General features: G+C 61.4%; 19 protein-coding genes. 13 read left to right on the forward strand and 6 right to left on the reverse strand.

What is annotated here, in order from left to right:
* Positions 1 to 107: 107 nt before the first annotated feature.
* From ACQKEK_RS10175 to ACQKEK_RS10190, 4 genes are all read right to left on the reverse strand, one after another.
* The gene (locus tag ACQKEK_RS10175) at positions 108 to 2021 is read right to left on the reverse strand and encodes an acetyl/propionyl/methylcrotonyl-CoA carboxylase subunit alpha (protein ID WP_499142421.1); all 1914 of its coding nucleotides are present in this window, start codon (positions 2019 to 2021) and stop codon (positions 108 to 110) included.
* A complete protein-coding gene (locus ACQKEK_RS10180) occupies positions 2018 to 2821 on the reverse strand; it encodes a gamma-carboxygeranoyl-CoA hydratase (protein ID WP_499142422.1) in 804 nt (267 codons plus the stop codon). The genes ACQKEK_RS10175 and ACQKEK_RS10180 overlap by 4 nt, the downstream gene beginning before the upstream one ends.
* A gap of 86 nt (positions 2822 to 2907) precedes the next feature.
* The gene (locus ACQKEK_RS10185) at positions 2908 to 4515 is read right to left on the reverse strand and encodes a carboxyl transferase domain-containing protein (RefSeq protein ID WP_499142424.1); all 1608 of its coding nucleotides are present in this window, start codon (positions 4513 to 4515) and stop codon (positions 2908 to 2910) included.
* Positions 4516 to 4667: 152 nt separating this feature from the next.
* On the reverse strand, positions 4668 to 5831 hold the full coding sequence (locus ACQKEK_RS10190) for an isovaleryl-CoA dehydrogenase (protein WP_499142425.1): 1164 nt from the start codon (positions 5829 to 5831) through the stop codon (positions 4668 to 4670).
* Between the two features lie 233 nt (positions 5832 to 6064).
* On the opposite strand from ACQKEK_RS10190, the gene ACQKEK_RS10195 reads away from it, so the two are divergent.
* The 8 genes from ACQKEK_RS10195 (at position 6065) to ACQKEK_RS10230 (ending at position 14778) form a co-directional block, all read left to right on the forward strand.
* Positions 6065 to 7741, forward strand: a complete 1677-nt coding sequence (locus ACQKEK_RS10195) for an AMP-binding protein (RefSeq protein ID WP_499142426.1) — start codon at positions 6065 to 6067, stop codon at positions 7739 to 7741.
* A gap of 59 nt (positions 7742 to 7800) precedes the next feature.
* A complete protein-coding gene (locus ACQKEK_RS10200; protein WP_499142427.1) occupies positions 7801 to 8394 on the forward strand; it encodes a peroxidase-related enzyme in 594 nt (197 codons plus the stop codon).
* Between the two features lie 104 nt (positions 8395 to 8498).
* Positions 8499 to 9761: an OprD family porin gene (locus tag ACQKEK_RS10205; RefSeq protein WP_499142428.1), complete on the forward strand. Its 1263-nt coding sequence runs from the start codon at positions 8499 to 8501 to the stop codon at positions 9759 to 9761.
* Positions 9762 to 10009: 248 nt separating this feature from the next.
* Positions 10010 to 10783 (forward strand): ABC transporter ATP-binding protein, encoded by a 774-nt coding sequence (locus ACQKEK_RS10210; protein WP_045426899.1) that lies wholly within the window; start codon positions 10010 to 10012, stop codon positions 10781 to 10783.
* The gene (locus tag ACQKEK_RS10215) at positions 10780 to 11496 is read left to right on the forward strand and encodes an ABC transporter ATP-binding protein (protein ID WP_045426904.1); all 717 of its coding nucleotides are present in this window, start codon (positions 10780 to 10782) and stop codon (positions 11494 to 11496) included. The genes ACQKEK_RS10210 and ACQKEK_RS10215 overlap by 4 nt, the downstream gene beginning before the upstream one ends.
* Positions 11497 to 11579: 83 nt before the next feature.
* Positions 11580 to 12794 (forward strand): ABC transporter substrate-binding protein, encoded by a 1215-nt coding sequence (locus ACQKEK_RS10220; protein WP_045426906.1) that lies wholly within the window; start codon positions 11580 to 11582, stop codon positions 12792 to 12794.
* 68 nt (positions 12795 to 12862) lie between these two features.
* A complete protein-coding gene (locus ACQKEK_RS10225; RefSeq protein WP_045426908.1) occupies positions 12863 to 13750 on the forward strand; it encodes a branched-chain amino acid ABC transporter permease in 888 nt (295 codons plus the stop codon).
* 2 nt (positions 13751 to 13752) lie between these two features.
* Positions 13753 to 14778, forward strand: a complete 1026-nt coding sequence (locus ACQKEK_RS10230; RefSeq protein ID WP_499142429.1) for a branched-chain amino acid ABC transporter permease — start codon at positions 13753 to 13755, stop codon at positions 14776 to 14778.
* Between the two features lie 65 nt (positions 14779 to 14843).
* Here the strand turns inward: ACQKEK_RS10230 and ACQKEK_RS10235 are convergent, their stop codons facing one another.
* On the reverse strand, positions 14844 to 15620 hold the full coding sequence (locus tag ACQKEK_RS10235; RefSeq protein WP_499142430.1) for an enoyl-CoA hydratase: 777 nt from the start codon (positions 15618 to 15620) through the stop codon (positions 14844 to 14846).
* Positions 15621 to 15794: 174 nt separating this feature from the next.
* Here ACQKEK_RS10235 and ACQKEK_RS10240 point away from each other — a divergent pair, with 174 nt between their 5' ends.
* The 5 genes from ACQKEK_RS10240 to ACQKEK_RS10260 all read left to right on the forward strand — a co-directional run bounded on the left by ACQKEK_RS10240 (position 15795) and on the right by ACQKEK_RS10260 (position 22034).
* A complete protein-coding gene (locus tag ACQKEK_RS10240; RefSeq protein ID WP_128120870.1) occupies positions 15795 to 16685 on the forward strand; it encodes a LysR family transcriptional regulator in 891 nt (296 codons plus the stop codon).
* On the forward strand, positions 16682 to 17713 hold the full coding sequence (locus ACQKEK_RS10245; protein WP_499142431.1) for an AraC family transcriptional regulator: 1032 nt from the start codon (positions 16682 to 16684) through the stop codon (positions 17711 to 17713). Before ACQKEK_RS10240 ends, ACQKEK_RS10245 begins: the two co-directional genes overlap by 4 nt.
* Before the next feature lie 1209 nt (positions 17714 to 18922).
* Positions 18923 to 19690 (forward strand): SDR family NAD(P)-dependent oxidoreductase, encoded by a 768-nt coding sequence (locus ACQKEK_RS10250; protein WP_499142432.1) that lies wholly within the window; start codon positions 18923 to 18925, stop codon positions 19688 to 19690.
* Positions 19691 to 19703: 13 nt separating this feature from the next.
* A complete protein-coding gene (locus ACQKEK_RS10255) occupies positions 19704 to 20891 on the forward strand; it encodes an acetyl-CoA C-acyltransferase (protein ID WP_499142433.1) in 1188 nt (395 codons plus the stop codon).
* Positions 20892 to 20900: 9 nt separating this feature from the next.
* Entirely contained in the window at positions 20901 to 22034 is a 1134-nt protein-coding gene (locus tag ACQKEK_RS10260) for an acyl-CoA dehydrogenase (RefSeq protein WP_499142434.1), read from the forward strand.
* A 77-nt stretch (positions 22035 to 22111) separates the two neighbouring features.
* Here the strand turns inward: ACQKEK_RS10260 and ACQKEK_RS10265 are convergent, their stop codons facing one another.
* On the reverse strand, positions 22112 to 22546 hold the full coding sequence (locus tag ACQKEK_RS10265) for a DUF2388 domain-containing protein (RefSeq protein ID WP_499142435.1): 435 nt from the start codon (positions 22544 to 22546) through the stop codon (positions 22112 to 22114).
* Positions 22547 to 22582: the final 36 nt, after the last annotated feature.

The following is a 22582-nucleotide window of genomic DNA, read 5'->3' on the forward strand; positions in this document are numbered from 1 at the left end:
CTCTCTATCGCAGGCCTTTTTAGCGTGGGTCGAGCGTGGACGTCCACCGCCACCGTGCGGCAAAACCGGCGGTCGCTGCCCGGTTTGCCGGCCGCCAGTAGCGGTCATTACTCAAGCTCCACCAGCGTCGTGCCTTCGCTGATCATTTCGCCTTCGGCGCAGTAGACGGCTTTTACCACGCCTGCTTCGGCGGCTCGGATGCTGTGCTCCATTTTCATCGCTTCAAGCACGACCAATGTGGCGCCGGCCTCGACGCTTTGCCCGGCCTCGACCAGCACACGAACGATGCTGCCGTTCATGGGCGCGGTGAGGCCGCCGTGCTGCTGGTGGCTGGCTTCGACGTCGGCGATGGGGTCGAATGCGGTGACGGCCTGCAGCTCTCCATTCCATTCCAGGTACAGGGTTTGGTCCTTGCGAATCACTTTGGGCTGGCGGCTGACGTTTGAAGGGGCACGCTCGCTCGTGTTGGCAGCGGCATCGATGCGCACCAGCCGGCTTTCACCGTTGCATTGCAGATGCACACCAATTCGCGCCGGCATACCGAAACGCAGGCCGTCGCGCTTTGCCCAGGGCGAATGGAGGTCGTCCTCGCGAATCTTCGCCGGTTCGGTCTGCACGAACAGCTCGCCTGCCTGCTGCCAGAAGTCATCCGGAAGCTCGCCGGGTGTGCGCATCAGGTCGGGTTCGTGGCGTGGGATGAAGCCCGTATCGAGCTCGGCGGCGGCAAAAGCCGGGTGACCGACCACACGGCGCAGGAAGGCAAGGTTGGTACGCACGCCGCCAACGCAGGTTTCGTCGAGCATCGCCAGCAAACGCAGGCGTGCTTCCTCACGATTCTCGCCCCAGGCAATCAATTTGCCGAGCATCGGATCGTAGAAAGGTGACACCTGGTCGCCTTCGGCTACGCCGCTGTCGACGCGTCGGCCCGGTCCAGCAGCGGATTCTCGGTACAGGTCCAGGGTGCCGGTGGCGGGGAGGAAATCATTGTCCGGGTCTTCGGCATACAGCCTTACTTCGATGGCGTGACCGTTGAGCGGCACCTGATCCTGTGTGATCGGCAGCGGCTCGCCACGCGCGACACGGATCTGCCAGGCCACCAGATCCAGGCCGGTGATGGCTTCGGTCACGGGGTGTTCGACCTGCAGGCGGGTGTTCATCTCCATGAAGAAGAACTCACCGCGTGCGTCGAGCAGAAATTCCACCGTGCCGGCGCCTACATAGCCGATGGCTTGAGCCGCCTTGACCGCAGCTTCGCCCATGGCGCGACGCAGTTCGGCGGAAAGTCCTGGCGCGGGGGCTTCCTCGACGACCTTCTGGTGGCGGCGCTGGATCGAACAATCACGCTCGTTCAGGTACAGGCAGTTACCGTGTTGATCGGCAAATACCTGGATCTCCACGTGGCGCGGTTTGAGCACGTACTTCTCGACCAACATTCGCGAGTCGCCAAAGGACGACTGCGCCTCACGCTGAGCCGATTGCAGCGCTTCGGCCAGATCCGCTTCACGCTCGACCACCTTCATGCCTTTGCCGCCGCCGCCGGCGGTGGCCTTGAGCAGCACCGGGTAGCCAATCTTTTCTGCAGCGACGCGGAAGGTTTCCACGTCCTGCGCTTCGCCGTGATAGCCAGGCACGAGCGGCACGCCGGCCTTTTCCATCAGCGCCTTGGCGGCCGATTTGCTGCCCATGGCATCAATGGCCGAGGCGGGCGGGCCGAGGAAGATCAGGCCGGCATCCTCGATGGCGCGAGCGAAGTCCGCGTTCTCCGAGAGGAAGCCGTAGCCGGGATGGATCGCTTGTGCGCCGCTGGCTTTGGCGGCATCGATCAGCTTGTCGATCAAAAGGTAACTGTCGGCCGGCTTGGCGCCGCCGAGGTCTACACGAATGTCGGCCTCGCTGGCATGCCTTGCATCGCGGTCTATGGCGCTGTGCACGGCAACGGTGGTCAGGCCCATGGCCTTGGCGGTGCGCATCACGCGGCAGGCGATTTCGCCCCGGTTCGCGACCAGCAGGGTGGTTATCATTGTTCTGGCTCCTGCGTCCAATTCGGTTTGCGCTTTTCGAGAAAGGCGTTGAGCCCTTCCTGCCCTTCGGGGCTGACCCGTATGCGCGCAATGGCGTTTTCGGTGTAGCGGCGTAGCGCGGGGCTCAGCGAAATACTGGCGGCTTCGCGCAACAGGTCCTTGCTGGCACGCATGGCTTGCGGGCTGTTAAGCAGCAGGTTGTCGAGCCAGCCGAGCAAGGCATCGTTCAGTTCGGCGGCGGAATAGGTTTCTGACAACAGGCCGAGCTCGCGGGCGCGCTCGCCACTGAAGCGCTCGCCGGTCATGGCGTAGCGACGCGTGGCGCGCTCACCCATGGCCTTGACGACGAAGGGGCTGATCACTGCCGGCGCAAGGCCGATGCGCACTTCGGAAAGGGAAAACAACGCATCATGCGCACCGATCGCCATGTCGCAGCAGGCAACCAGCCCGACCGCACCACCGAAGGCTGCACCTTGCACCACTGCCAGTGTGGGCAGCTTGAGGTGGTAAAGGCTGTACATCAGTTCGGCCAGCTCACGGGCGTCGGTGAGGTTGGCATCGAAATCCAGCTTCGCCGACTGTTGCATCCAGGCCAGATCCGCCCCGGCCGAAAAATGCTTACCACGGCCGCGCAGCAGCAAGAAGCGCAGGCGCTTGTCCGCCTGCACCGTGTCGATTGCCTGTACCAGCTCGCGGATCATTTCGGCGTTGAAGGCGTTGTTCTTTTCCGGTCGGTTGAGCCATAGGGTGGCGAAGCCGCGCGGGTCTTTGTTCAATTCGATGGTCTGGAAATCGGTCATCTGCTTCTCCTGTACGAGCCAGCTAGCGGTCAATACGCGCCGCGACCGGCCGCTTTGGCCAGCGCACTGCGCGCGGGATCGCAGGCTTACATCCGGAATACGCCGAATCGGGTCGGTTCGATCGGTGCGTTGAGACTCGCTGAGAGTGCCAGGCCCAGTAGATCGCGCGTCTGCGCCGGATCAATAACACCGTCATCCCACAGTCGGGCACTGGAATAGTAGGGATGCCCCTGGCGCTCGTATTGCTCAAGAATCGGCTGTTTGAGCTGCGCCTCGTCTTGCTCTGAGAAGGTCTGTCCGCTGCGTTCGGCTTGCTCACGCTTGACCTGCACCAGCACGCCAGCGGCTTGCTCGCCACCCATCACGCCAATTCTCGCGTTGGGCCACATCCACAGAAAGCGCGGATCATAGGCACGACCGCACATGCCGTAGTTACCCGCACCGAAACTGCCGCCGATGACCACGGTGAACTTCGGCACCTGAGCGCAGGCCACTGCGGTTACCAGCTTGGCGCCGTGTTTGGCGATGCCGCCGGTTTCGTATTTCTGGCCGACCATGAAGCCCGTGATGTTCTGCAGGAACAGCAACGGGATGCCGCGCTGGCAGGCCAGTTCGATGAAGTGCGCGCCTTTCTGCGCGGCTTCGGCAAACAGGATGCCGTTGTTGGCGAGGATGGCGATCGGATAGCCGTGAAGATGGGCGAAGCCGCAGACCAGCGTGTTGCCGAACAGCGCCTTGAACTCATCGAATTCGCTGCCGTCGACCAGCCGCGCGATCACTTCGCGAACGTCATAGGGCTGTTTGGACTGAGCCGGAATCACACCGTAAAGCTCGTCCGCGGCATAGAGGGGCGCACGCGGTTGGCGGGTCTGTACCTGGCCAAGCTTTTTCCAGTTGAGGTTGGCCACGCAGCGCCGGGCGATGGCCAACGCGTGCTCGTCATTCTCAGCGTAATGGTCGGCCACACCGGACGTTTTACAGTGCACATCGGCACCGCCGAGCTCTTCGGCGGTGACCACTTCGCCCGTCGCGGCTTTGACCAACGGCGGGCCGGCGAGAAAGATCGTCGCCTGGTTGCGCACCATGATGGTTTCGTCCGCCATCGCCGGGACGTAGGCGCCGCCGGCAGTGCAGGAGCCCATCACCACCGCAAGCTGCGGGATACCCATGGCACTCATGTTGGCCTGGTTGAAGAAGATGCGACCGAAGTGTTCACGGTCGGGGAAGACCTCATCCTGGCGCGGCAGGTTGGCGCCGCCGGAATCCACCAGATAGATACACGGCAAACGATTCTGCTGGGCGATGGATTGCGCGCGCAGGTGTTTTTTCACCGTGAGTGGGTAGTAGCTGCCACCTTTTACCGTGGCGTCATTGGCGATGATCACGCATTCAACGCCCTCGACTCGGCCGATGCCAGCCACCACGCCCGCAGCAGCAACGTCTTCACCGTAGACCTCGTAAGCCGCCAGGGGCGCGACTTCGAGAAAGGCCGAACCGGGATCGAGGAGGGCGTTGATGCGGTCACGCACCAGCAGCTTGCCGCGCGAGACATGGCGCTGCTGCGCTTTCTCGCCGCCACCTTCGCTGACGCGCCCGAGCAGCGTGCGCAGGTTCTGAACCTGCTCGAGCATCGCGGCGCTGTTGGTCGCGAACTCCGGTGAACGGGTATTGATCTGGGTATTCAGGATGGCCATAGAACCCTCGAAAAGAGCGCTGGAGGCTGAAGCTGGACGAAGGCCGAAGTGGCGCTTCATCCTGGGTAGGGTGGGCTTCAGCCCACCACGTCCGGGAATGGTGGGCTGAAGCCCACCCTACGGTTACCGCGTTCCGCCTCTGCTGCTTTGTCTTATTTGGTTTCGTTGAACAGCTCGCGGCCAATCAGCATCCGGCGAATCTCGCTGGTGCCGGCGCCGATTTCGTAAAGCTTGGCGTCGCGCAGCAGACGGCCGGTGGGAAACTCGTTGATGTAGCCGTTGCCGCCGAGAATCTGGATCGCCTGAAGGGCCATCTGGGTCGCCGCTTCGGCGGTGTAGAGGATCACCCCGGCGGCATCCTTGCGAGTGGTCTCGCCACGGTCGCAGGCTTGCGCCACGGTGTAGAGGTAGGCGCGGCTGGCGTTGAGCTGGGTGTACATGTCGGCCACCTTGCCCTGGATGAACTGGAATTCGCCGATGCTTTGGCCGAACTGCTTGCGGTCGTGGATGTAGGGCACCACCACATCGAGGCACGCCTGCATGATGCCGACCGGGCCGCCTGCCAGCACCACGCGCTCGTAGTCCAGGCCGCTCATCAGAACCTTCACGCCACCATTTTCGACGCCGAGGATGTTTTCTTCCGGCACCTCGACGTCATCGAAGAACAGCTCGCAGGTGTTGGAGCCGCGCATGCCGAGCTTGTCGAACTTGCTGCCGCGCGAGAAACCCTTCCAGTCGCGCTCGACGATGAACGCGGTGATGCCGTGCGCACCCTTGTCGAGATCGGTCTTGGCATAGATCACATAGGTGTTGGCGTCCGGACCGTTGGTGATCCAGGTCTTGCTGCCGTTCAGCACGAAGCGGTCACCCTTGCGATCGGCACGCAGCTTCATCGAAACCACGTCGGAACCGGCATTCGGCTCGCTCATGGCCAGCGCACCGACATGCTCGCCCGAGACCAGCTTGGGCAGGTATTTGGCCTTCTGTTCGGCCGTACCGTTGCGGTTGATCTGGTTGACGCAAAGGTTGGAGTGCGCGCCGTAGGACAGACCCACCGAGGCCGAGCCACGGCTGATTTCTTCGATAGCGATGACATGTGCCAAGTAACCCATGCCAGCGCCGCCGTATTCCTCGTCTATGGTGATACCGAGCAGGCCCATGTCACCAAACTTGCGCCACATGTCGCTGGGGAAGAGGTTGTCACGGTCGATGGCTTCGGCGCGGGGCGCCAGTTCGTTCGCAACGAAACCGCGGATCTGGTCGCGGAGCATGTCCACGGTTTCACCGAGCGCGAAGTTGAGGCCTGAATAGTTCATGTGCCACCTGTCTATTTTGTAGTTGTTCTGATCCGACCGCCGATCAAAAGCTGGATTTCGCCTGCGGCTCAGCCTGTTGTTTGTCACGCTTGCGCACCGACTTTTGGCGTAGGGTGCGGTGGGTTGTCACGCTGTTACCTTTACGTTAACGTAACCACGTCCCGAATGACTGTCAACAACAGTGCGCGGGACAGTAAGGCCTCATAACAAACATAAGACTGAGGAATTTCGACATGAGTCTTCCGAGCTACACCTGCGGACCGCAGACCAAACCTCTGTTGCCGATGACCATTGGTGCGGCGTTCGACCGGGCTGTCGAGCGGTTCTCCGACCGTGAGGCCTTGGTCGTTCGTCACCAGAACCTGCGCTACACCTGGGCCCAGCTGGCAGAAGAGGTGGACCGTTGCGCACGGGGCTTGCTGGCACTGGGCCTCAAACCTGGCGAGCGGGTGGGCATCTGGTCGCCTAACAATGCGCAGTGGTGTATCGCTCAGTTTGCGACCGCCAAGGTGGGCGTGGTGCTGGTTAACATCAACCCGGCCTATCGCCTCAACGAACTCGAATATGCACTGAAGCAGTCCGGCTGCCGCTGGTTGATCTGCGCCGATGCGTTCAAGACATCCGACTATCACGCGATGCTGCATGAGCTGCTACCAGAGCTGGAGCGCGCGGCCATCGGCGCTTTGCAGAGCCACATGCTGCCCGAGCTGCGTGGAGTGATCAGCCTGTGCGACACGCCGGTTGACGGGATGCTCCTGTGGAAAGGGCTGATGGACATGGCGGAGAACGTCGGCCCGGAGCAGCTGCGCCAATGCGGCGAGCAGCTGCAATTCGATGACCCGATCAATATTCAGTACACCTCCGGCACCACGGGTTTCCCCAAGGGCGCCACGCTCAGTCACTACAACATCCTTAATAACGGCTACATGGTCGGTGAGAGCCTCAAGCTCAGCGAGCACGACCGGCTGGTAATTCCAGTCCCGCTTTATCACTGCTTCGGCATGGTCATGGGCAATCTTGGCTGCGTCACCCATGGCACCACGATGATCTATCCGAGCGCCGCCTTCGAACCGCTCGCGGCGCTGCAAGCGGCAGCCGAAGAAAAGGCCACCGGTATGTACGGCGTGCCGACCATGTTCATCGCCATGCTCGACCACCCGGAGCGTCAATCGCTGGATCTGAGCAATCTGCGCACCGGGATCATGGCCGGTTCCACCTGTCCGATCGAAGTCATGAAGCGCGTCATCGACGACATGCATTTGGCTGAGATGCAGATCGCGTACGGCATGACCGAAACCAGCCCCGTCTCGACTCAGACCGGCCCGGATGATGACCTTGAACGTCGTGTCACCAGTGTCGGGCGCACCCAGCCGCACCTGGAAAGTAAGGTGGTCGACGAACACAACCGCATCGTCCCGCGCGGGCAGATCGGCGAGCTCTGTACCCGTGGTTACAGCGTCATGCTCGGTTACTGGAACAATCCGGAGGCCACCGCCGGTGCTATCGACGGCGCGCGCTGGATGCACACAGGCGACCTGGCGACCATGGACGAGGAGGGCTACATCAAGATCGTCGGCCGTAACAAAGACATGATCATTCGCGGCGGTGAGAACGTATATCCACGGGAAGTCGAGGAGTTCCTGTTCACCCACGCGGCGGTGGCTGACGTGCAGGTGATCGGCGTACCAGACAAGACCTACGGTGAAGAGATCGTTGCCTGGGTCAAGTTGCACCCGGGGCATTCAGCGACTGCCGACGATCTGCGCGAGTTCTGCAAAGGGCGGATCGCACATTTCAAGACGCCGCGACATATCAAGTTCGTCGAGGAGTTCCCGATGACGATCAGCGGCAAGGTGCAGAAGTTCAAGATGCGCGAGGTCAGCGTCGCAGAGCTTGGCATTGCCGAGTGATGGCGCCAGCGGCTGGTTTCGACTAGCCGCTTCATTTGCTGAACGATACGGAGCCTTCCATGACCCAGCCCATCAGTCGTTTTCCGCTCGTCGATGACTTCGCCTCGCTGCCGGACGATTTGCGTGAGCGGATTCTGGCGGTACAAGAGAAAGCCGGCTTCATACCCAATGTTTTTCTGATGTTGGCCCATAGGCCAGATGAATTTAGGGCTTTTTTTGCCTATCACGATGCGCTGATGGAGCGAGAATCGGACAGTCTGACCAAAGCCGAGAAAGAAATGATCGTGGTGGCGGTGAGCGCCGATCACGGCTGTCTGTACTGCGTAGTGGCGCATGGCGCGATTCTGCGAATCCTGGCCAAGGATCCGCTGATTGCCGATCAGATTGCAGTGAACTACCACACCGCCGGGCTCAGCGAGCGCCAGCGGGCCATGCTCGATTTTGCACTGCACTTGGCTGCACAACGTGGCGTACTGGATGACGCCTGGCAGGCGCGATTGGAAAAGATGGGCTTCACTCAGAGCGACATCTGGGACATTGGCGCGATTGCTGCGCTGTTTGGTCTTTCCAACCGTCTGGTGTCGATGGCGCGAACGCCGCCCAACGACGAATTTTATTTGCTGGGTCGTGTGCCCAGAGCTGCCGCGAACTGAGCGGTAGCCATGGATTTACCGCATAACGCGGTAAACGAGACCCGACAGGAGCGTGGTCGGGTCCATCAGCTGCATCAACCAAGACAATAACAAGAGAGATGATCATGCAATTGAAACCCCTGAGCCGTTTCTTCCTCTTCAGCAGCCTGGCAGCTTCAGCGCTTGGCACCTCAACCATGGCATCCGCCGCGTTTCTCGATGACAGCAAAGCCAGCGTCGAGCTGCGCAACTTCTACATGAACCGTGATTTCCGCCAGTCCGGGGCGTCTCAATCCAAGGCCGACGAATGGGCGCAGGGCTTCATCCTGAAGATGGAATCGGGCTACACCGAAGGGCCGGTCGGCTTCGGCGTGGATGCGCTCGGCTTGCTGGGCGTCAAACTCGATTCCAGCCCGGATCGCTCCGGCACCGGCATCCTGCAGCGCGATTCGTCCGGTCAGCCGTCTGATGACTACGGCACTGCCGGGCTGACCGCCAAAGCGAAGATGTCCAACACGACCCTGCACGTCGGCACCCTGCAGCCGATCATCCCGGTAGTGATGCGCAACGACAGCCGCCTGCTGCCGAGCATCTTCCGTGGGGGCTGGTTGCAGAGCAAGGAAATCGAGGGTCTGACGGTTGATGTCGGTATGCTCGATCGCATCAGCTACCGTGACTCGTCGGATTATGAAGAGCTGACAGTGTTCAATGGTGGTGCTCGGAATATTCAATTGGGCAGCGCCAAAACCAGCGACGAGTTCCTCTTCGCCGGTGGCCGCTACCAGATCATGCCGGAGCTTACCGCTAACTATTACTACGGCGGCCTGGATGGCATCTACAAGCAGCACAACACGCAGTTGGTCCACATCATGCCGCTCGGTGAGAACCAGAGCTTCAAGACCGACCTGCGCTACGTGCGCTCCACTGATGACGGCGGCAGCAACGTCGACAACAACGCCTTCGGCGCGCTGTTCACCTACAAGATCGGCGGCCATGGCTTTACTGGCGGTTACCAGACGTTGAGCGGCGACACTGGCTTTGCGTACGTCAGCGGCGGCGACAACATGCTGATCAACCTTTTGCAGATCAATGACTTCGGCAACGAAGACGAGAAGTCATGGCAGGTTCGCTACGACTATGACTTTGCTGCTGCTGGCATCCCCGGGCTGAGCCTGATGACCCGCTACGTGTCCGGTGACAACGTCAACCTGGCCGGCGGCGGCGAAGGTGAAGAGTGGGAACGCGACACGGATATAGCCTATGTGGTCCAGAACGGACCGTTGAAGAACCTCGCCATGAAAGTGCGTAACGCCACGGTGCGCAGCAACTTTGGCAGCGACATCAACGAAACTCGCGTGATCCTCAGCTACACCCTGGCGCTCTGGTAAGCGTCCTGAGCAGCACCGCAATACCTCCTCGTTGATCCTTTACCGGGCCCTTGCGGCCCGGCTTTTTTCAGCGGTCTCCATGCGTACGGCAATGCCGCACAAGCCGCATCGCTACCCACTTTTTACTCAAGCGAGCGTTTGAAAACGATGCTTGCAACAGCTTGCAAACGGTTGTTATCGTTTACGTAAAGGTCATCCATAGACCTGCGCCATAACCAACAACAATAATCAAGGTTAGAGGGCATCCCATGGCACCTGAGTTCGTGCTGGAAACGCGCGGTCTGACCAAGGAATTCCGCGGCTTCACCGCAGTGGATTCCGTCGATCTGCGTGTGCAGAAGGGACACATCCACGCACTGATCGGCCCCAACGGTGCCGGCAAGACCACAGTGTTCAACCTCCTCACCAAGTTTCTGACGCCCACACGCGGCGAGATCCTCTATCGCGGCAAAGCGATCACGTCGATGAAGGCCAACCAGATTGCCCGCCTCGGGCTGGTTCGCTCGTTCCAGATCTCGGCGGTGTTCGGTCACATGAGCGTGTTGGAGAACGTCCGTGTCGCTCTGCAGCAAAAGCTCGGCACGTCCTATCACTTCTGGAAGTCCGAACGGTCACTGCGCGAGCTCGATGAGCGCGTCATGCAGTTGCTCGCCGAAGTGGACCTGGAATCCTACGCCCAGACGCTCGCCATCGAGCTGCCCTATGGCCGTAAGCGCGCCCTGGAACTGGCGACCACGCTGGCGCTGGACCCGGTCGTGCTGCTGCTCGATGAACCTACGCAGGGCATGGGCGGTGAAGACGTCGACATGGTCGTAGCCCTGGTCCGCCGGGCTGCGGTGAACCGCACGGTGCTGATGGTCGAGCACAACCTGAGCGTCGTCAGCCGGCTCTGTGACCGCATCACTGTACTGGCACGGGGTTCGGTTCTGGCCGAAGGCGATTACGAAAGCGTTTCGGCAAATCCCGAGGTGCGCGAGGCCTACATGGGCAGCGAAGCCGACGCAGAGGAGGCTCACGCATGACGCCCAAAGCTGACCGCGACCAGCTGCGGGTCGATGATCTGCATGCGTTCTACGGTGAATCGCACATCCTGCATGGGGTCGACCTGGTGGTCGGGCGCGGCGAACTGGTCACCCTGCTGGGACGCAACGGCTCAGGCCGTAGCACCACGTTGCGCGCCATCATGAACATGGTGGGACGACGGACCGGCTCCATCATCGTCAATGGCAACGAAACCATCGGCATACCCGCCCACCAGATACCCAGACTCGGCGTGGGCTATTGCCCCGAAGAGCGCGGGATCTTTTCCAGCCTCAATGTCGAGGAAAACTTGTTGCTCCCGCCCACCGTGCGCAGTGGCGGCATGGGCCTGGACGAGCTTTACGACATGTTCCCCAACCTCTACGAGCGCCGTTTCAGCCAAGGCACCCGGTTGTCCGGCGGCGAGCAGCAGATGCTGGCCATGGCGCGAATCCTGCGCACCGGTGCCAATCTGCTGCTGCTTGATGAGATCACCGAAGGGCTGGCCCCAGTGATCGTGCAGAAGCTCGCGGAGGTTCTGATCAAGCTGAAGAAACGCGGCCTGACCATCGTGCTGGTTGAGCAGAACTTCCGCTTCGCCGCGCCACTGGCCGACCGTCATTACGTGATGGAGCACGGGCAAATCATCGAAGAGATCAGCGCCGCCGACCTGGATTCGAAAAAGGAGTTTTTGAATAGTTGTCTGGGGGTGTGACCGCCCTCGTCATGCAAGCCAGCCGGTCCGCAGTACATGCCGGTGATCAATAGCCACAACAAAAACAATCACAGTGGGTGAATATGAAAATGCTCAAGAAAACCGCAGCCGCCGTCCTCGTTTCCAGCATGATCGCCAGTGCTGCCCAGGCCGAAATCAGCAACGACGAAATCCGCATTGGCTATCTCGCTGACATGTCCGGCACCTACCGTGATCTGTCCGGTCCCGGTGGTCTCGAAGCGCTGAACATGGCCATCGAAGATTTCGGCGGCACGGTCGATGGCAAGAAAATCGTAACCTTCAACGCCGACGACCTGAACAAGCCGGATGTTGGCGCCAACACCGTGCGGCAGTGGATCGATGAACGTAACGTCGACATGGTCACCGGACTGGTGGCCAGCTCCGTGGTGCTGGCGGCAGCCAAGGTGGTGGAGCAGGGCGGCAAACTTGCACTGATTTCCGGCGCCGCCGCATCGAGCATTACCAATGAGTTTTGTTCGCCCAATCATATTCACTGGACGTACGACACCTTTGCCCTGGCCAACGGTACGGCCAACGCGGTCCTCAAGGATGGCGGCAAAAGCTGGTTCATCCTGACCGCCGACTACGCCTTCGGCCACGCAATGGAGGCCGACATCAAGAAGGTCGTCGAAGCCGAAGGCGGCAGCGTGGTCGGCACGGTCCGCCACCCGTTCCCGAGCAGCGACTTCTCGTCCTATATCCTCCAGGCGCAGGGTTCCGGTGCTGATGTTATCGCCCTGGCCAACGCCGGCGCTGACACCGTCAATTCGCTGAAGACCGCGAGCGAATTCGGCGTGACGCAGTCCGGACAGCGTCTTGCTGGCATGGTCGTGTTCCTTAACGACATTCACGCCATGGGGCTGGATGTCACGCAAGGCCTGATGCTGACCACTGGCTGGTATTGGGACATGGACGAAGAAGCCCGCGCTTGGGCCAAGCGCTACGAAGAGCGTGTAGGCAGCATGCCGACCATGGTCCATGCCGGCATCTATTCCGCCGCCACTCACTATTTGAACGCGGTGAAGGAAACCGGTAGCGACGACACCGCAACCGTGCGTGCGCAAATGGCCAAGACTCCGGTCAACGATATGTTTGCCAAGAACGGCAAGATTCGCGAAGACGGCCGCATGGTGCATGACATGTACCTGGTGCAGGTCAAGACGCCGGCGGAGTCGAAAGGGGAATGGGACCTCTACAAGGTCATCAGAACCATCCCAGGCGATGAAGCCTTCCGCCCGCTCTCAGAAAGTCAGTGCAAGCTGGTCACCCAGAACTGAGCGGCCTGCCCCAAGCCATTCCCCGGCCGCCTGGCCGGGGCGTCACGGACTTTTCTGGGTAGTGAATCATGACTCTCGTTTTCGGCGTTCCCCTGAGCGTACTGTTCGGGCAGCTGCTGCTCGGTCTGATCAACGGGTCGTTCTACGCGCTGTTGAGCCTTGGTCTGGCGATCATTTTCGGTTTGCTACGGATCATCAATTTCGCCCACGGTGCGCAATACATGCTCGGCGCTTTCGCCGCATTCCTCGGGCTGAACTATCTGGGCATCAACTACTGGGCCGCATTGTTGCTCTCGCCTCTGCTGATCGGACTGCTGGGCATTGGAATCGAGCGCGGTCTGCTGCGTCGCATTGCCGGCGAGGATCACCTGTATGGTCTGCTGCTGACCTTCGGCCTGGCGCTGATCGTCGAAGGTAGCTTCGTCAAGCTGTTCGGTGTGTCCGGCTCGTCCTACCCGATGCCGGAATTGCTCAAAGGTGGGCACAACCTCGGGTTCATGTTCCTGCCAACCTATCGTGCCTGGGTCATCGTCGCCGCGCTGACGGTGTGCTTTGCGACCTGGTACATGATCGAGCGGACTCGGCTTGGCTCCTATCTGCGCGCCGGGACGGAGAACCCCAAGTTGATGCAGGCATTTGGCATCAACGTCCCGCTGCTGGTCACCCTCACGTATGGCTATGGCGTTGCGCTGGCCGCATTCGCCGGCGTGCTTGCCGCGCCCATCTACGCTGTCACGCCGGGAATGGGCTCCAATTTATTGATCGTGGTGTTCGCGGTCGTCGTGATTGGCGGGATGGGCTCGATCATGGGCGCGATCGTCACAGGGCTTGCGATGGGGCTGATCGAAGGGCTCACCAAGGTGTTCTATCCGGAGGCGGCCAACACGGTGATCTTCGTGATCATGGTGCTGGTCCTGCTGATGCGGCCGGCCGGTTTGTTCGGAAAGGAGGCATGAACATGTCGACTCAGGAAAGTGTTCAAGCCTCTGGCTTGCAGGCGACCTCCACCCAGGTCAGAGCCAATGCCGAGCGCGAACGTCGCCGTGCAGCTCGGCGGCGCATGGCCATTTTCTACGGCGTCTTGCTGGCCGTGGCGATGGTGGCACCGCTGATGGTCTATCCGGTGTTCCTCATGAAGCTGCTGTGCTTCGCACTGTTTGCCTGCGCCTTCAATCTGCTGCTGGGATACGCCGGCCTGCTGTCGTTCGGTCACGCAGCATTCTTCGCCTGTGGCGGCTACATCACCGGTTACATGCTCAGCACTTACAGCGGGTTGAGTACTGAGCTGGGCATTCTGGTCGGTACGCTGGCCTCCACCGTGCTGGGGTTGGTCTTCGGTTTGCTGGCGATTCGCAGGCAGGGCATCTACTTCGCGATGATCACGCTGGCATTGGCACAGATGGCGTTTTTCGTCTTTGTCCAGGCGCCTTTCACAGGCGGCGAGAACGGTATGCAGGGCGTGCCTCGTGGCTATCTGCTGGGCCTGTTCGACATGCAGAACAACATGGCCTTGTATTACTTCGTGTTGACGGTGTTCGTGATCGGGTTTGCCATCATCCAGCGCACCATTCATTCCCCATACGGGCAGGTGCTCAAGGCGATTCGAGAAAACGAGCCACGGGCAATTTCACTGGGCTACAACGTTGACGGCCACAAACTGCTGGCCTTTGTGATCTCCGCGGCGCTGACCGGGCTGGCTGGCTCAACCAAGACGGTGGTGTTCCAGCTCGCCTCGCTGACCGACGCACACTGGCACATGTCGGGTGAAGTGATTTTGATGACGCTACTGGGCGGCGTCGGCACCATTCTCGGGCCGATCGTGGGCGCAACCGTGGTGGTCACGCTGCAGAGCTCGCTGTCCAACGGGCCGTTGGGTGAGTGGGTGCACGTGATTCTCGGGGTGATCTTCGTGCTCTGCGTGCTGCTGTTCCGCTCGGGGATCGTGGGATGGGTGGAGCGGCTGATCAAGCGCAATTTCAAGTAGTACGGCTGGCTATGACGTCGAGGGTGATGGTCACCGGCCCCGCTTGAGCGGGGCCGGGTTCGGTCTCAGGCGTTCTGCCACGTGGCGCTGCGTTTTTCCAGGAAGGCATTGACCCCTTCTTTCTGGTCCTGCGTGTCGAACAACTCGGCGAAGAGCTCGCGCTCAGCTGCCCAGCCGGCGGCTTGCGGTGCCTGCCGCGCATTCATCACCAAGCGCTTGCAGCGACTGACGGAGGAGGGGCTTTGCTGATCCACCAGGGCCGCCAGTTTGAGCGCCGCCTCGAGTGACTCGCCGCGACCGACCACCTCTTCAACCAGGCCGATCTTCTCGGCTTTCTGTGCGCTGATGCGCTCGCCACAGAGAATCATCCGCTTGGCCCAACCTTCGCCTACCAGCCATGGCAGATTCTGCGTACCGCCTGCGCAGGGCAGCAGCCCAACCTTGGCTTCCGGAAGTGCCATTTGGGCCTGCTCTTCGGCGATGCGTATGTCGCAGGCCAACGCGCATTCAAGTCCGCCACCCATGGCGTAGCCATTGATGGCGGCAATCGACACACCGCGGAAATGACTCAAGGCTTCAAAGGCACGCCCGAACAATGCAGCAATTTCCTGCGCACCTTGCTTGTCGCCATCGGCAAACTGCTTCAGGTCGGCGCCAGCGGAAAAGAATTTTTCGCCTTCGCCGGTGATCACCAAGGCATACACGTCGGGATGGTCGTTGAGCTGGCCGATGGTTTGTTCCAACGCAGCCAGCGACTCGCGATCCCATGTGTTGGCAGGTGGATTGGCGATGGTCAGCAGCGCCGTGTGGTCGCGCATTTCGAGCTGGATCTTTTGGCTCATGTCGGTTCCTTGTGCTTGGAATGATGCGGATGTCGTGAGGCGAAACGGAGTTCGGTAGACGAGCCTAGCAGCGTAAAAATAGTAAACCCATGGTGCGAAATGCACAGGTATTCTGTGTTTTTGCACAGCGTGCCGCGGACGGCACGCGTCAATTCGATGGATCTGGAGTCTGCAGTGGACTGGGACAACCTGCGTTTTTTTCTCGAACTCTCGCGTGCGGGCAAGTTGACGGTCGCCGCGAGGCGATTGGCTGTAGACCACACCACGGTGGCCCGACGGGTGCAGGCGCTGGAAAAAAGCCTGGATCGACAGCTCTTCATTCGCGCCAAAGCGGGGTATCGGCTGTCCGAAGCGGGCCGCGAATTGCTGGCCCAAGCCGAGGCGATGGAAAGCGCCATCGCCTCCATCGAACAGCCGAGCCTGACCGCCGATAAGCTGTCCGGCCAGGTTCGCATTGGCGCCACCGAGGGGTACGGCACCGTGATGCTGGCGGGCCAGCTGGCCAACCTGACCCGTGATTACCCGCATCTCGGCGTGGATCTGCTGGCGGTGCCACGCTCGGTCAGGCTGGCACGTCATGAGGCAGACATCGTCATCACGCTGGAGCGTCCCGAGCGCGGCCCCTACGTGATCACCAAACTCACCGACTACGTGCTGCGGCTCTACGCGTCGGAAACCTACCTGGCGTCACACCCGCCTATCCGCAGCCGCGAAGACCTGAGCGGGCACGTGTTCGTGAGCTACATCGAAGACCTGCTCTACAGCAAGGAGCTGTTCTACCTCGACGAGATTGTCCGCCCGCGTCAGCACTCGCTGCGCAGCACCAGCATCCTTGCCCAGCAGGAAGCGGTTGCAGCGGGCGCCGGGCTGGCAATCCTGCCGGCGTTCCTGGCGGCCAGGGAGCCGTTGCTCAAGGAGGTTCTGGTCGGCGAGGTCGAATTTACTCGAACCTTCTGGATGTTGATGCCGATCGAAAACAAGGACCTGGCGCGGATGCGCGTGTGCTGGGATTTCCTGCGCGATGTCGCCGCAAACAGCCACGATGTGATGATGGGGCGCGCATGAACCGCGACGACAAAGGCACCATTTCCGTCCGGCTGGTGGAGGAGGCATTGCTGGGTTTCACCTTGTCTTCGCGATCAGCCGAAGAGCTGCTGCGCCAGCTTGGGCTCGGCGCTATTGACCTGGCCGACAACGATGCGCGTGTCGATGTGGCTGATTTCAGCAAGCTCTGGCGGCGCCTGGCGCGGCAGTTCGACGATGAGTTTTTCGGTATGGATGCGCGGCGTATGCGTACCGGCAGTTTCGCCTTCGTCTGCCGCGCGGCCATGGCCCAGCCGACACTCGATGCTGCGCTTCGTGTGGCGCTGGATTTCTTCAGGCTGACCTTCGAAGGCTTTCGCGGCGAGCTGTTTCGCAGCGAAAGCCTGGCGGAGATCACGCTGTCGGAGCCGGAAGAGGCGCCGCCGCTCAGAGCCTTCAGCTACTTCACTTTCTGGATGCTGCTGCACGGTCTGGCCTGTTGGCTGGTAGGACGGCGTATCCCGCTGCTAGCCGTCGAGCTGCGTTGTGAAGAGCCTGCCTATACCGATGACTACCGGGTGATGTTCTCGCGCAACCTGCGTTTCGCACGGCCCAGCACGCGGGTCATCTTCGCTGCCGAGGTGCTCGACCTACCAGTGCGCCGCAGCGAGCAGGAGCTGCACGGATTCCTGGCCCATGCGCCTTCCAACATCCTGGTCAAATACCGCGACACAACGAGCCTCGCCAGCCGCATCAAGGCGCAGTTGCGCGAGTTGCCAGCCGAGCAGTGGCCAACCAGCGAAGCTCTGGCGCGGACGTTGTGCGTATCAGCCTCTACTTTGCGCCGTCGATTGGCCGAGGCAGGGCAGACTTACCAAGCCATCAAAGACCAGGTGCGGCAGGAGATGGCGACCCTATGGCTGGCGGACGCCTCGATCACCTACGCTGACATCGCCGAGCGCCTGGGTTTCGCCGACGTCAGCTCGTTCTACAAGGCATTTCGCAAATGGTCAGGAACAAATCCGGGGCAGTATCGCAGCCTGATCTTACGTGGCGATGAAGCGCCATAGCCCATTTGTAGGTGCTTAGGGGACCTAGTCCTTGCTGGTGATCCGGTCTATTGGTTGGGCCTTGGATCGCCAGCAAGCTGAGCTCCTACAGGGCTGGCAGGGCTAGTACAGACGTCAGCCGTTCGCCGTCGCGCTTTTCGTAGGAGCGAGCTCGCTCGCGATCAGGCGTTAGCTCTATTCACGCGGGACGGTGAAGCACGGATCGCCAGCAAGCTGGCTCCTACAGGGCTGGCAGGGCGAGTACAGGCGTCAGCCACTCGCCGTCGCGCTTTTCGTAGGAGCGAGCTCGCTCGCGATCAGGCGTTAACTCAATTCATGCGGGACGGTGAAGCACGGATCGTTAGCAAGCTGGCTCCTACAGGACTGGCAGGGCGAGTACAGACGTCATCCACTCGCCGTCGCGCTTTTCGTAGGTGCGAGCTCGGGCGATCAGGGGTTAGCTCGGTTCACGCGGGGTGGTGAAGCGCGGATCGCCAGCAAGCTGGCTCCTACAGGACTGGCAGGGCAGTACAGACGTCAGCCGCTCGCCGTCGCGCTTTTCGTAGGAGCGAGCTCGCGATCAGGCGTTAGCTCTATTCACGCGGCGCGGTGAAGCGCGGATCGCCAGCAAGCTGGCTCCTACAGGACTGGCAGGGCGAGTACAGGAGTCAGCCGCTCGCCGTCGCGCTTTTCGTAGGAGCGAGCTCGCTCGCGATCAGGCGTTAGCTCTCAGTTCACGCGGGGCGGTGAAGCACGGATCGCCAGCAAGCTGGCTCCTACAGGACTGGCAGGGCAGTACAGACGTCAGCCGTTCGCCGTCGCGCTTTTCGTAGGAGCGAGCTCGCTCGCGATCAGGCGTTAGCTCTATTCACGCGGGACGGTGAAGCACGGATCGCCAGCAAGCTGGCTCCTACAGGGCTGGCAGGGCGAGTACAGACGTCAGCCGCTCGCCGTCGCGCTTTCGTTGGCGCGAGCTCGCTCGCGATCAGGGGTTAGCTCAATTCACGCGGGACGGTGAAGCACGGATCGCCAGCAAGCTGGCTCGTACAAAGTCAATCATGGACCCGCACGGCCCATAGCGCGCAACCCGTGCCAACTCCTTTGGCCAAACCGGTCACCGCGATTGCCCGCAGCGACCATTGTCCGCACCCATCGGTCTGAAGAAGATGAACCCAGCGGGATCCGGCAGGTGATCTGCCGCGATACCTATCATCTCTACGAGGTCGTGCAGTGAACATCCAAGACAAGGTTTTCCTGATAACAGGCGGCGCCTCCGGGCTGGGCGCTGCGGCTGCCGAAGGGCTGGTCGCCGCGGGTGCGAAAGTGGTCCTGGCCGATATCAACGCGGAGCTGCTCAACGAGCGCAGCGAGGTGCTCGGCGCGAACGCTCACGCGGTCGTCACGAATGTCTGTGACGAGGCCGCTGCGCAAGCGGCTGTGAACGAGTCGGTCGAACGTTTTGGCGGTCTGCATGGGCTGGTCAACTGCGCCGGAGTCGCCAGCGGCGAGAAAATCCTCGGGCGACAGGGGCCGCATGGGCTGGAGAGTTTCAGCCGGGTGATCGGCCTTAACCTGATCGGCAGCTTCAACATGCTGCGTCTGGCGGCTGAAGCCATCACCCGGGGCGAGCCGGATGCACAGGGCAATCGCGGCGTCATCATCAATACGGCGTCCATCGCCGCTTATGACGGCCAGATCGGCCAGGCTGCCTATGCTGCATCCAAGGGCGGCGTGGTCGCCATGACGCTACCCGCGGCCCGCGAACTGGCGCGCCACGGGATCCGCGTAATGACCATCGCCCCTGGCGTGTTCGAGACGCCGATGATGGCCGGCATGCCGCAGGAGGTTCGTGACTCGCTGGCTGCCGGGGTGCCGTTCCCGCCGCGGCTGGGCCGAGCGAATGAATATGCGGCGTTGGTGCGCCACATCATCGAGAACGACATGCTCAACGGCGAAGTGATCCGCCTCGACGGCGCGCTGCGTATGGCCGCGAAATAATTCGGAGACAGTGATGAACAACGATCCAATCGTGATTCTGGGCAGCGCCCGTACACCCATGTGCGGCTTTCAGGGTGATTTGAAAAGTGTCAGCGCGCCGGAGCTTGGCGCGGCCGCGATTCGCGCGGCGGTCGAGCGCAGTGGTGTCGCATCCGAACAGGTACAAGAGGTGCTGATGGGCTGCGTGCTGCCGGCGGGCCTCGGTCAGGCGCCGGCGCGTCAGGCCGCGCTCGGCGCAGGCCTAGGTAAGGCGACCGCATCGACCACATTGAACAAGATGTGTGGCTCCGGCATGCAGGCGGCCATCCTTGCGCATGACGCATTGCGTGCAGGAAGTGTCGACCTGATCGTCGCGGGCGGCATGGAGAGCATGTCCAACGCCCCCTATCTGCTGGAAAAGGCTCGCAGCGGCTACCGCATGGGCCACGGCAAGGTGCTTGACCACATGTTCCTCGACGGTCTTGAAGACGCCTACGACAAGGGGCGACTGATGGGCACCTTCGCCGAAGACTGCGCGCAAAATCATGGATTCAGCCGCGAAGAGCAGGACGCCTACGCGCTGACTTCACTACAGCGTGCCCGCGATGCAATCACCGGCGGCCGGTTCGCCAGTGAAATCGTGCCGCTCGACGTCACGCAGGGGCGCGAGCAACGCACCATTCGCGACGACGAACAGCCGCCCATGGCGATGCCGGAGAAGATTCCGTCTCTCAAGCCCGCGTTCCGTGAGGGCGGCACCGTGACCGCAGCCAACTCCAGCTCGATCTCCGATGGTGCAGCGGCGCTGGTGCTGACGCGCCGCTCATACGCCGACCAGCATGGCCTCAAACCGCAGGCCGTGATTCATGGGCACGCCGTTTTTGCAGATGCCCCGAATCTGTTCCCGACCGCGCCCATCGGTGCCATCCACAAGTTGCTCGAGCGCACCGGCTGGAGCCTCGACGAGGTGGATCTGTTCGAAATCAACGAGGCCTTTGCCGTGGTGAGCATGGTCACCATGCGTGAGCTGGGGCTGGATCATGCCAAGGTCAACGTCAACGGCGGCGCCTGTGCGCTGGGGCATCCGATTGGGGCGTCTGGTGCGCGGATTCTAGTGACCCTGCTCGCCGCGCTGCGTGACCGTGGCCTGCCCAAGGGCATCGCGGCCATCTGCATCGGTGGTGGTGAAGCGACTGCCATGGCTGTCGAACTGCTGGACTGAGGATTTGCCATGCTGCTCAACGACGATCAAACCAGCATCCGCGACATGGCCCGGCAGTTCGCCCAGGAGCGGCTGAAACCCTTCGCTGCCGAGTGGGACCGTGAACACCGTTATCCGGCCGAGGCGATCAGCGAAATGGCCGAACTCGGCTTCTTCGGCATGCTCTGCCCTGAACAGTGGGGTGGCAGCGAGACCGGTTATATCGCTTATGCGCTCGCGCTGGAGGAGATTGCCGCCGGCGATGGCGCCTGCTCGACCATCATGAGCGTGCATAACTCGGTGGGCTGCGTGCCGATCCTGCGGTTCGGCACCGAGGAGCAGAAGCAGCGCTACCTGACGCCGCTGGGCAGCGGCGAGCAGATCGGTGCTTTTGCCCTGACCGAGCCCCACGCCGGTTCCGACGCCAGCAGCCTGCATACCCGCGCCCGACGTGACGGCGATCGCTACGTGCTCAATGGCGCTAAGCAGTTCATAACGTCCGGTCAGCATGCCGGCACGGTCATCGTATTTGCCGTGACCGATCCGGACGCCGGCAAGCGCGGCATCAGCGCGTTTATCGTGCCGACCGACACACCGGGCTATCAGGTGGTACGGGTCGAGGACAAGCTCGGACAGAACGCGTCGGATACCTGCCAGCTGGCATTCGAAGACATGCGCGTGCACGAATCTCAGCGCCTGGGCGAGGAGGGCGAGGGCTATCGCATCGCGCTGGCGAATCTGGAAGGTGGCCGCATCGGCATCGCCGCTCAGGCGGTCGGTATGGCTCGCGCAGCCTTCGAGGCTGCACGCGATTACGCTCGCGAACGTGAAGCGTTCGGCAAGGCGATCAGCGAGCATCAGGCGGTTGCGTTTCGGTTAGCCGATATGGCCACTCAGATAGCAGTTGCGCGTCAGATGGTCCTTCACGCCGCCGCATTGCGCGAAGCCGGCCAGCCGGCTTTGGTTGAGGCCTCCATGGCCAAGCTGTTCGCTTCGGAGATGGCTGAAAAAGTGTGTTCAGCCGCGATCCAGACCCTCGGCGGCTACGGCTACCTCAAGGATTTCCCAGTGGAACGCATCTATCGCGACGTGCGGGTTTGTCAGATCTATGAGGGCACTAGTGATATCCAACGCTTGGTGATCGCGCGGAATCTTGGGGAATGAGGCGTGCGCTTCGCCCGTGGCTGGTCGTAGGGTGGTTCGCATCGCGGCTTTGGTGGATGGATAAAGCGCCATCCAGCCTACGGGGTCGGAGAGTCAAACGAGCCCCATCGTTTGATGTCACTCACGGGACTGGCCGCCAGGAGCATCACGGCGAATTCAACATCACCTAAGTGCGATGCAGTATCCCCTTGCTCTTTGAAGCGAAGCCTTGCTGACTCGAAATAGGGGCCTTTGATTTCCCCCTGGCTAGCTACAACCACAGCGGCATCGTCGGCCACGGCCGCCGCGTATCCACTCCAACCACTGCTGGAAGATTCAATGGTCTGGTGACTGCTCATCAACGGTAGCCCGACAGTAACGAATACGGTTGAGATAAGACCTTCGCCAAGATCGCGCGCCTTTAGCAGGCACGGTGCGCCTATACAGGCTTCCGCTGAAACCGTTGGGGTTACAAATAGGGCCGTGAGAAAGGCAGCGAGCAGGTAAGTAGGATGCTTGGCGATAACAGACATGATCGATCCTTGATTGTCTGGTGAGTGTTAAGCGTC

This window comes from Pseudomonas sp. NPDC077408, from assembly GCF_050269105.1.
Taxonomy (GTDB): Bacteria; Pseudomonadota; Gammaproteobacteria; order Pseudomonadales; family Pseudomonadaceae; genus Stutzerimonas.

What these genes read in the sequence shown, in the direction of transcription:
- ACQKEK_RS10210 (WP_045426899.1), top strand. Translation starts at nt 10,010, where the DNA reads ATGGCACCTGAGTTCGTGCTGGAAACGCGCGGTCTGACCAAGGAATTC.
- ACQKEK_RS10245 (WP_499142431.1), top strand. Translation starts at nt 16,682, where the DNA reads ATGAACCGCGACGACAAAGGCACCATTTCCGTCCGGCTGGTGGAGGAG.
- ACQKEK_RS10195 (WP_499142426.1), top strand. Translation starts at nt 6,065, where the DNA reads ATGAGTCTTCCGAGCTACACCTGCGGACCGCAGACCAAACCTCTGTTG.
- ACQKEK_RS10180 (WP_499142422.1), bottom strand. Translation starts at nt 2,821, where the DNA reads ATGACCGATTTCCAGACCATCGAATTGAACAAAGACCCGCGCGGCTTC.
- ACQKEK_RS10260 (WP_499142434.1), top strand. Translation starts at nt 20,901, where the DNA reads ATGCTGCTCAACGACGATCAAACCAGCATCCGCGACATGGCCCGGCAG.
- ACQKEK_RS10205 (WP_499142428.1), top strand. Translation starts at nt 8,499, where the DNA reads ATGCAATTGAAACCCCTGAGCCGTTTCTTCCTCTTCAGCAGCCTGGCA.
- ACQKEK_RS10255 (WP_499142433.1), top strand. Translation starts at nt 19,704, where the DNA reads ATGAACAACGATCCAATCGTGATTCTGGGCAGCGCCCGTACACCCATG.
- ACQKEK_RS10215 (WP_045426904.1), top strand. Translation starts at nt 10,780, where the DNA reads ATGACGCCCAAAGCTGACCGCGACCAGCTGCGGGTCGATGATCTGCAT.
- ACQKEK_RS10235 (WP_499142430.1), bottom strand. Translation starts at nt 15,620, where the DNA reads ATGAGCCAAAAGATCCAGCTCGAAATGCGCGACCACACGGCGCTGCTG.
- ACQKEK_RS10185 (WP_499142424.1), bottom strand. Translation starts at nt 4,515, where the DNA reads ATGGCCATCCTGAATACCCAGATCAATACCCGTTCACCGGAGTTCGCG.
- ACQKEK_RS10200 (WP_499142427.1), top strand. Translation starts at nt 7,801, where the DNA reads ATGACCCAGCCCATCAGTCGTTTTCCGCTCGTCGATGACTTCGCCTCG.
- ACQKEK_RS10220 (WP_045426906.1), top strand. Translation starts at nt 11,580, where the DNA reads ATGAAAATGCTCAAGAAAACCGCAGCCGCCGTCCTCGTTTCCAGCATG.
- ACQKEK_RS10225 (WP_045426908.1), top strand. Translation starts at nt 12,863, where the DNA reads ATGACTCTCGTTTTCGGCGTTCCCCTGAGCGTACTGTTCGGGCAGCTG.
- ACQKEK_RS10265 (WP_499142435.1), bottom strand. Translation starts at nt 22,546, where the DNA reads ATGTCTGTTATCGCCAAGCATCCTACTTACCTGCTCGCTGCCTTTCTC.
- ACQKEK_RS10230 (WP_499142429.1), top strand. Translation starts at nt 13,753, where the DNA reads ATGTCGACTCAGGAAAGTGTTCAAGCCTCTGGCTTGCAGGCGACCTCC.
- ACQKEK_RS10190 (WP_499142425.1), bottom strand. Translation starts at nt 5,831, where the DNA reads ATGAACTATTCAGGCCTCAACTTCGCGCTCGGTGAAACCGTGGACATG.
- ACQKEK_RS10175 (WP_499142421.1), bottom strand. Translation starts at nt 2,021, where the DNA reads ATGATAACCACCCTGCTGGTCGCGAACCGGGGCGAAATCGCCTGCCGC.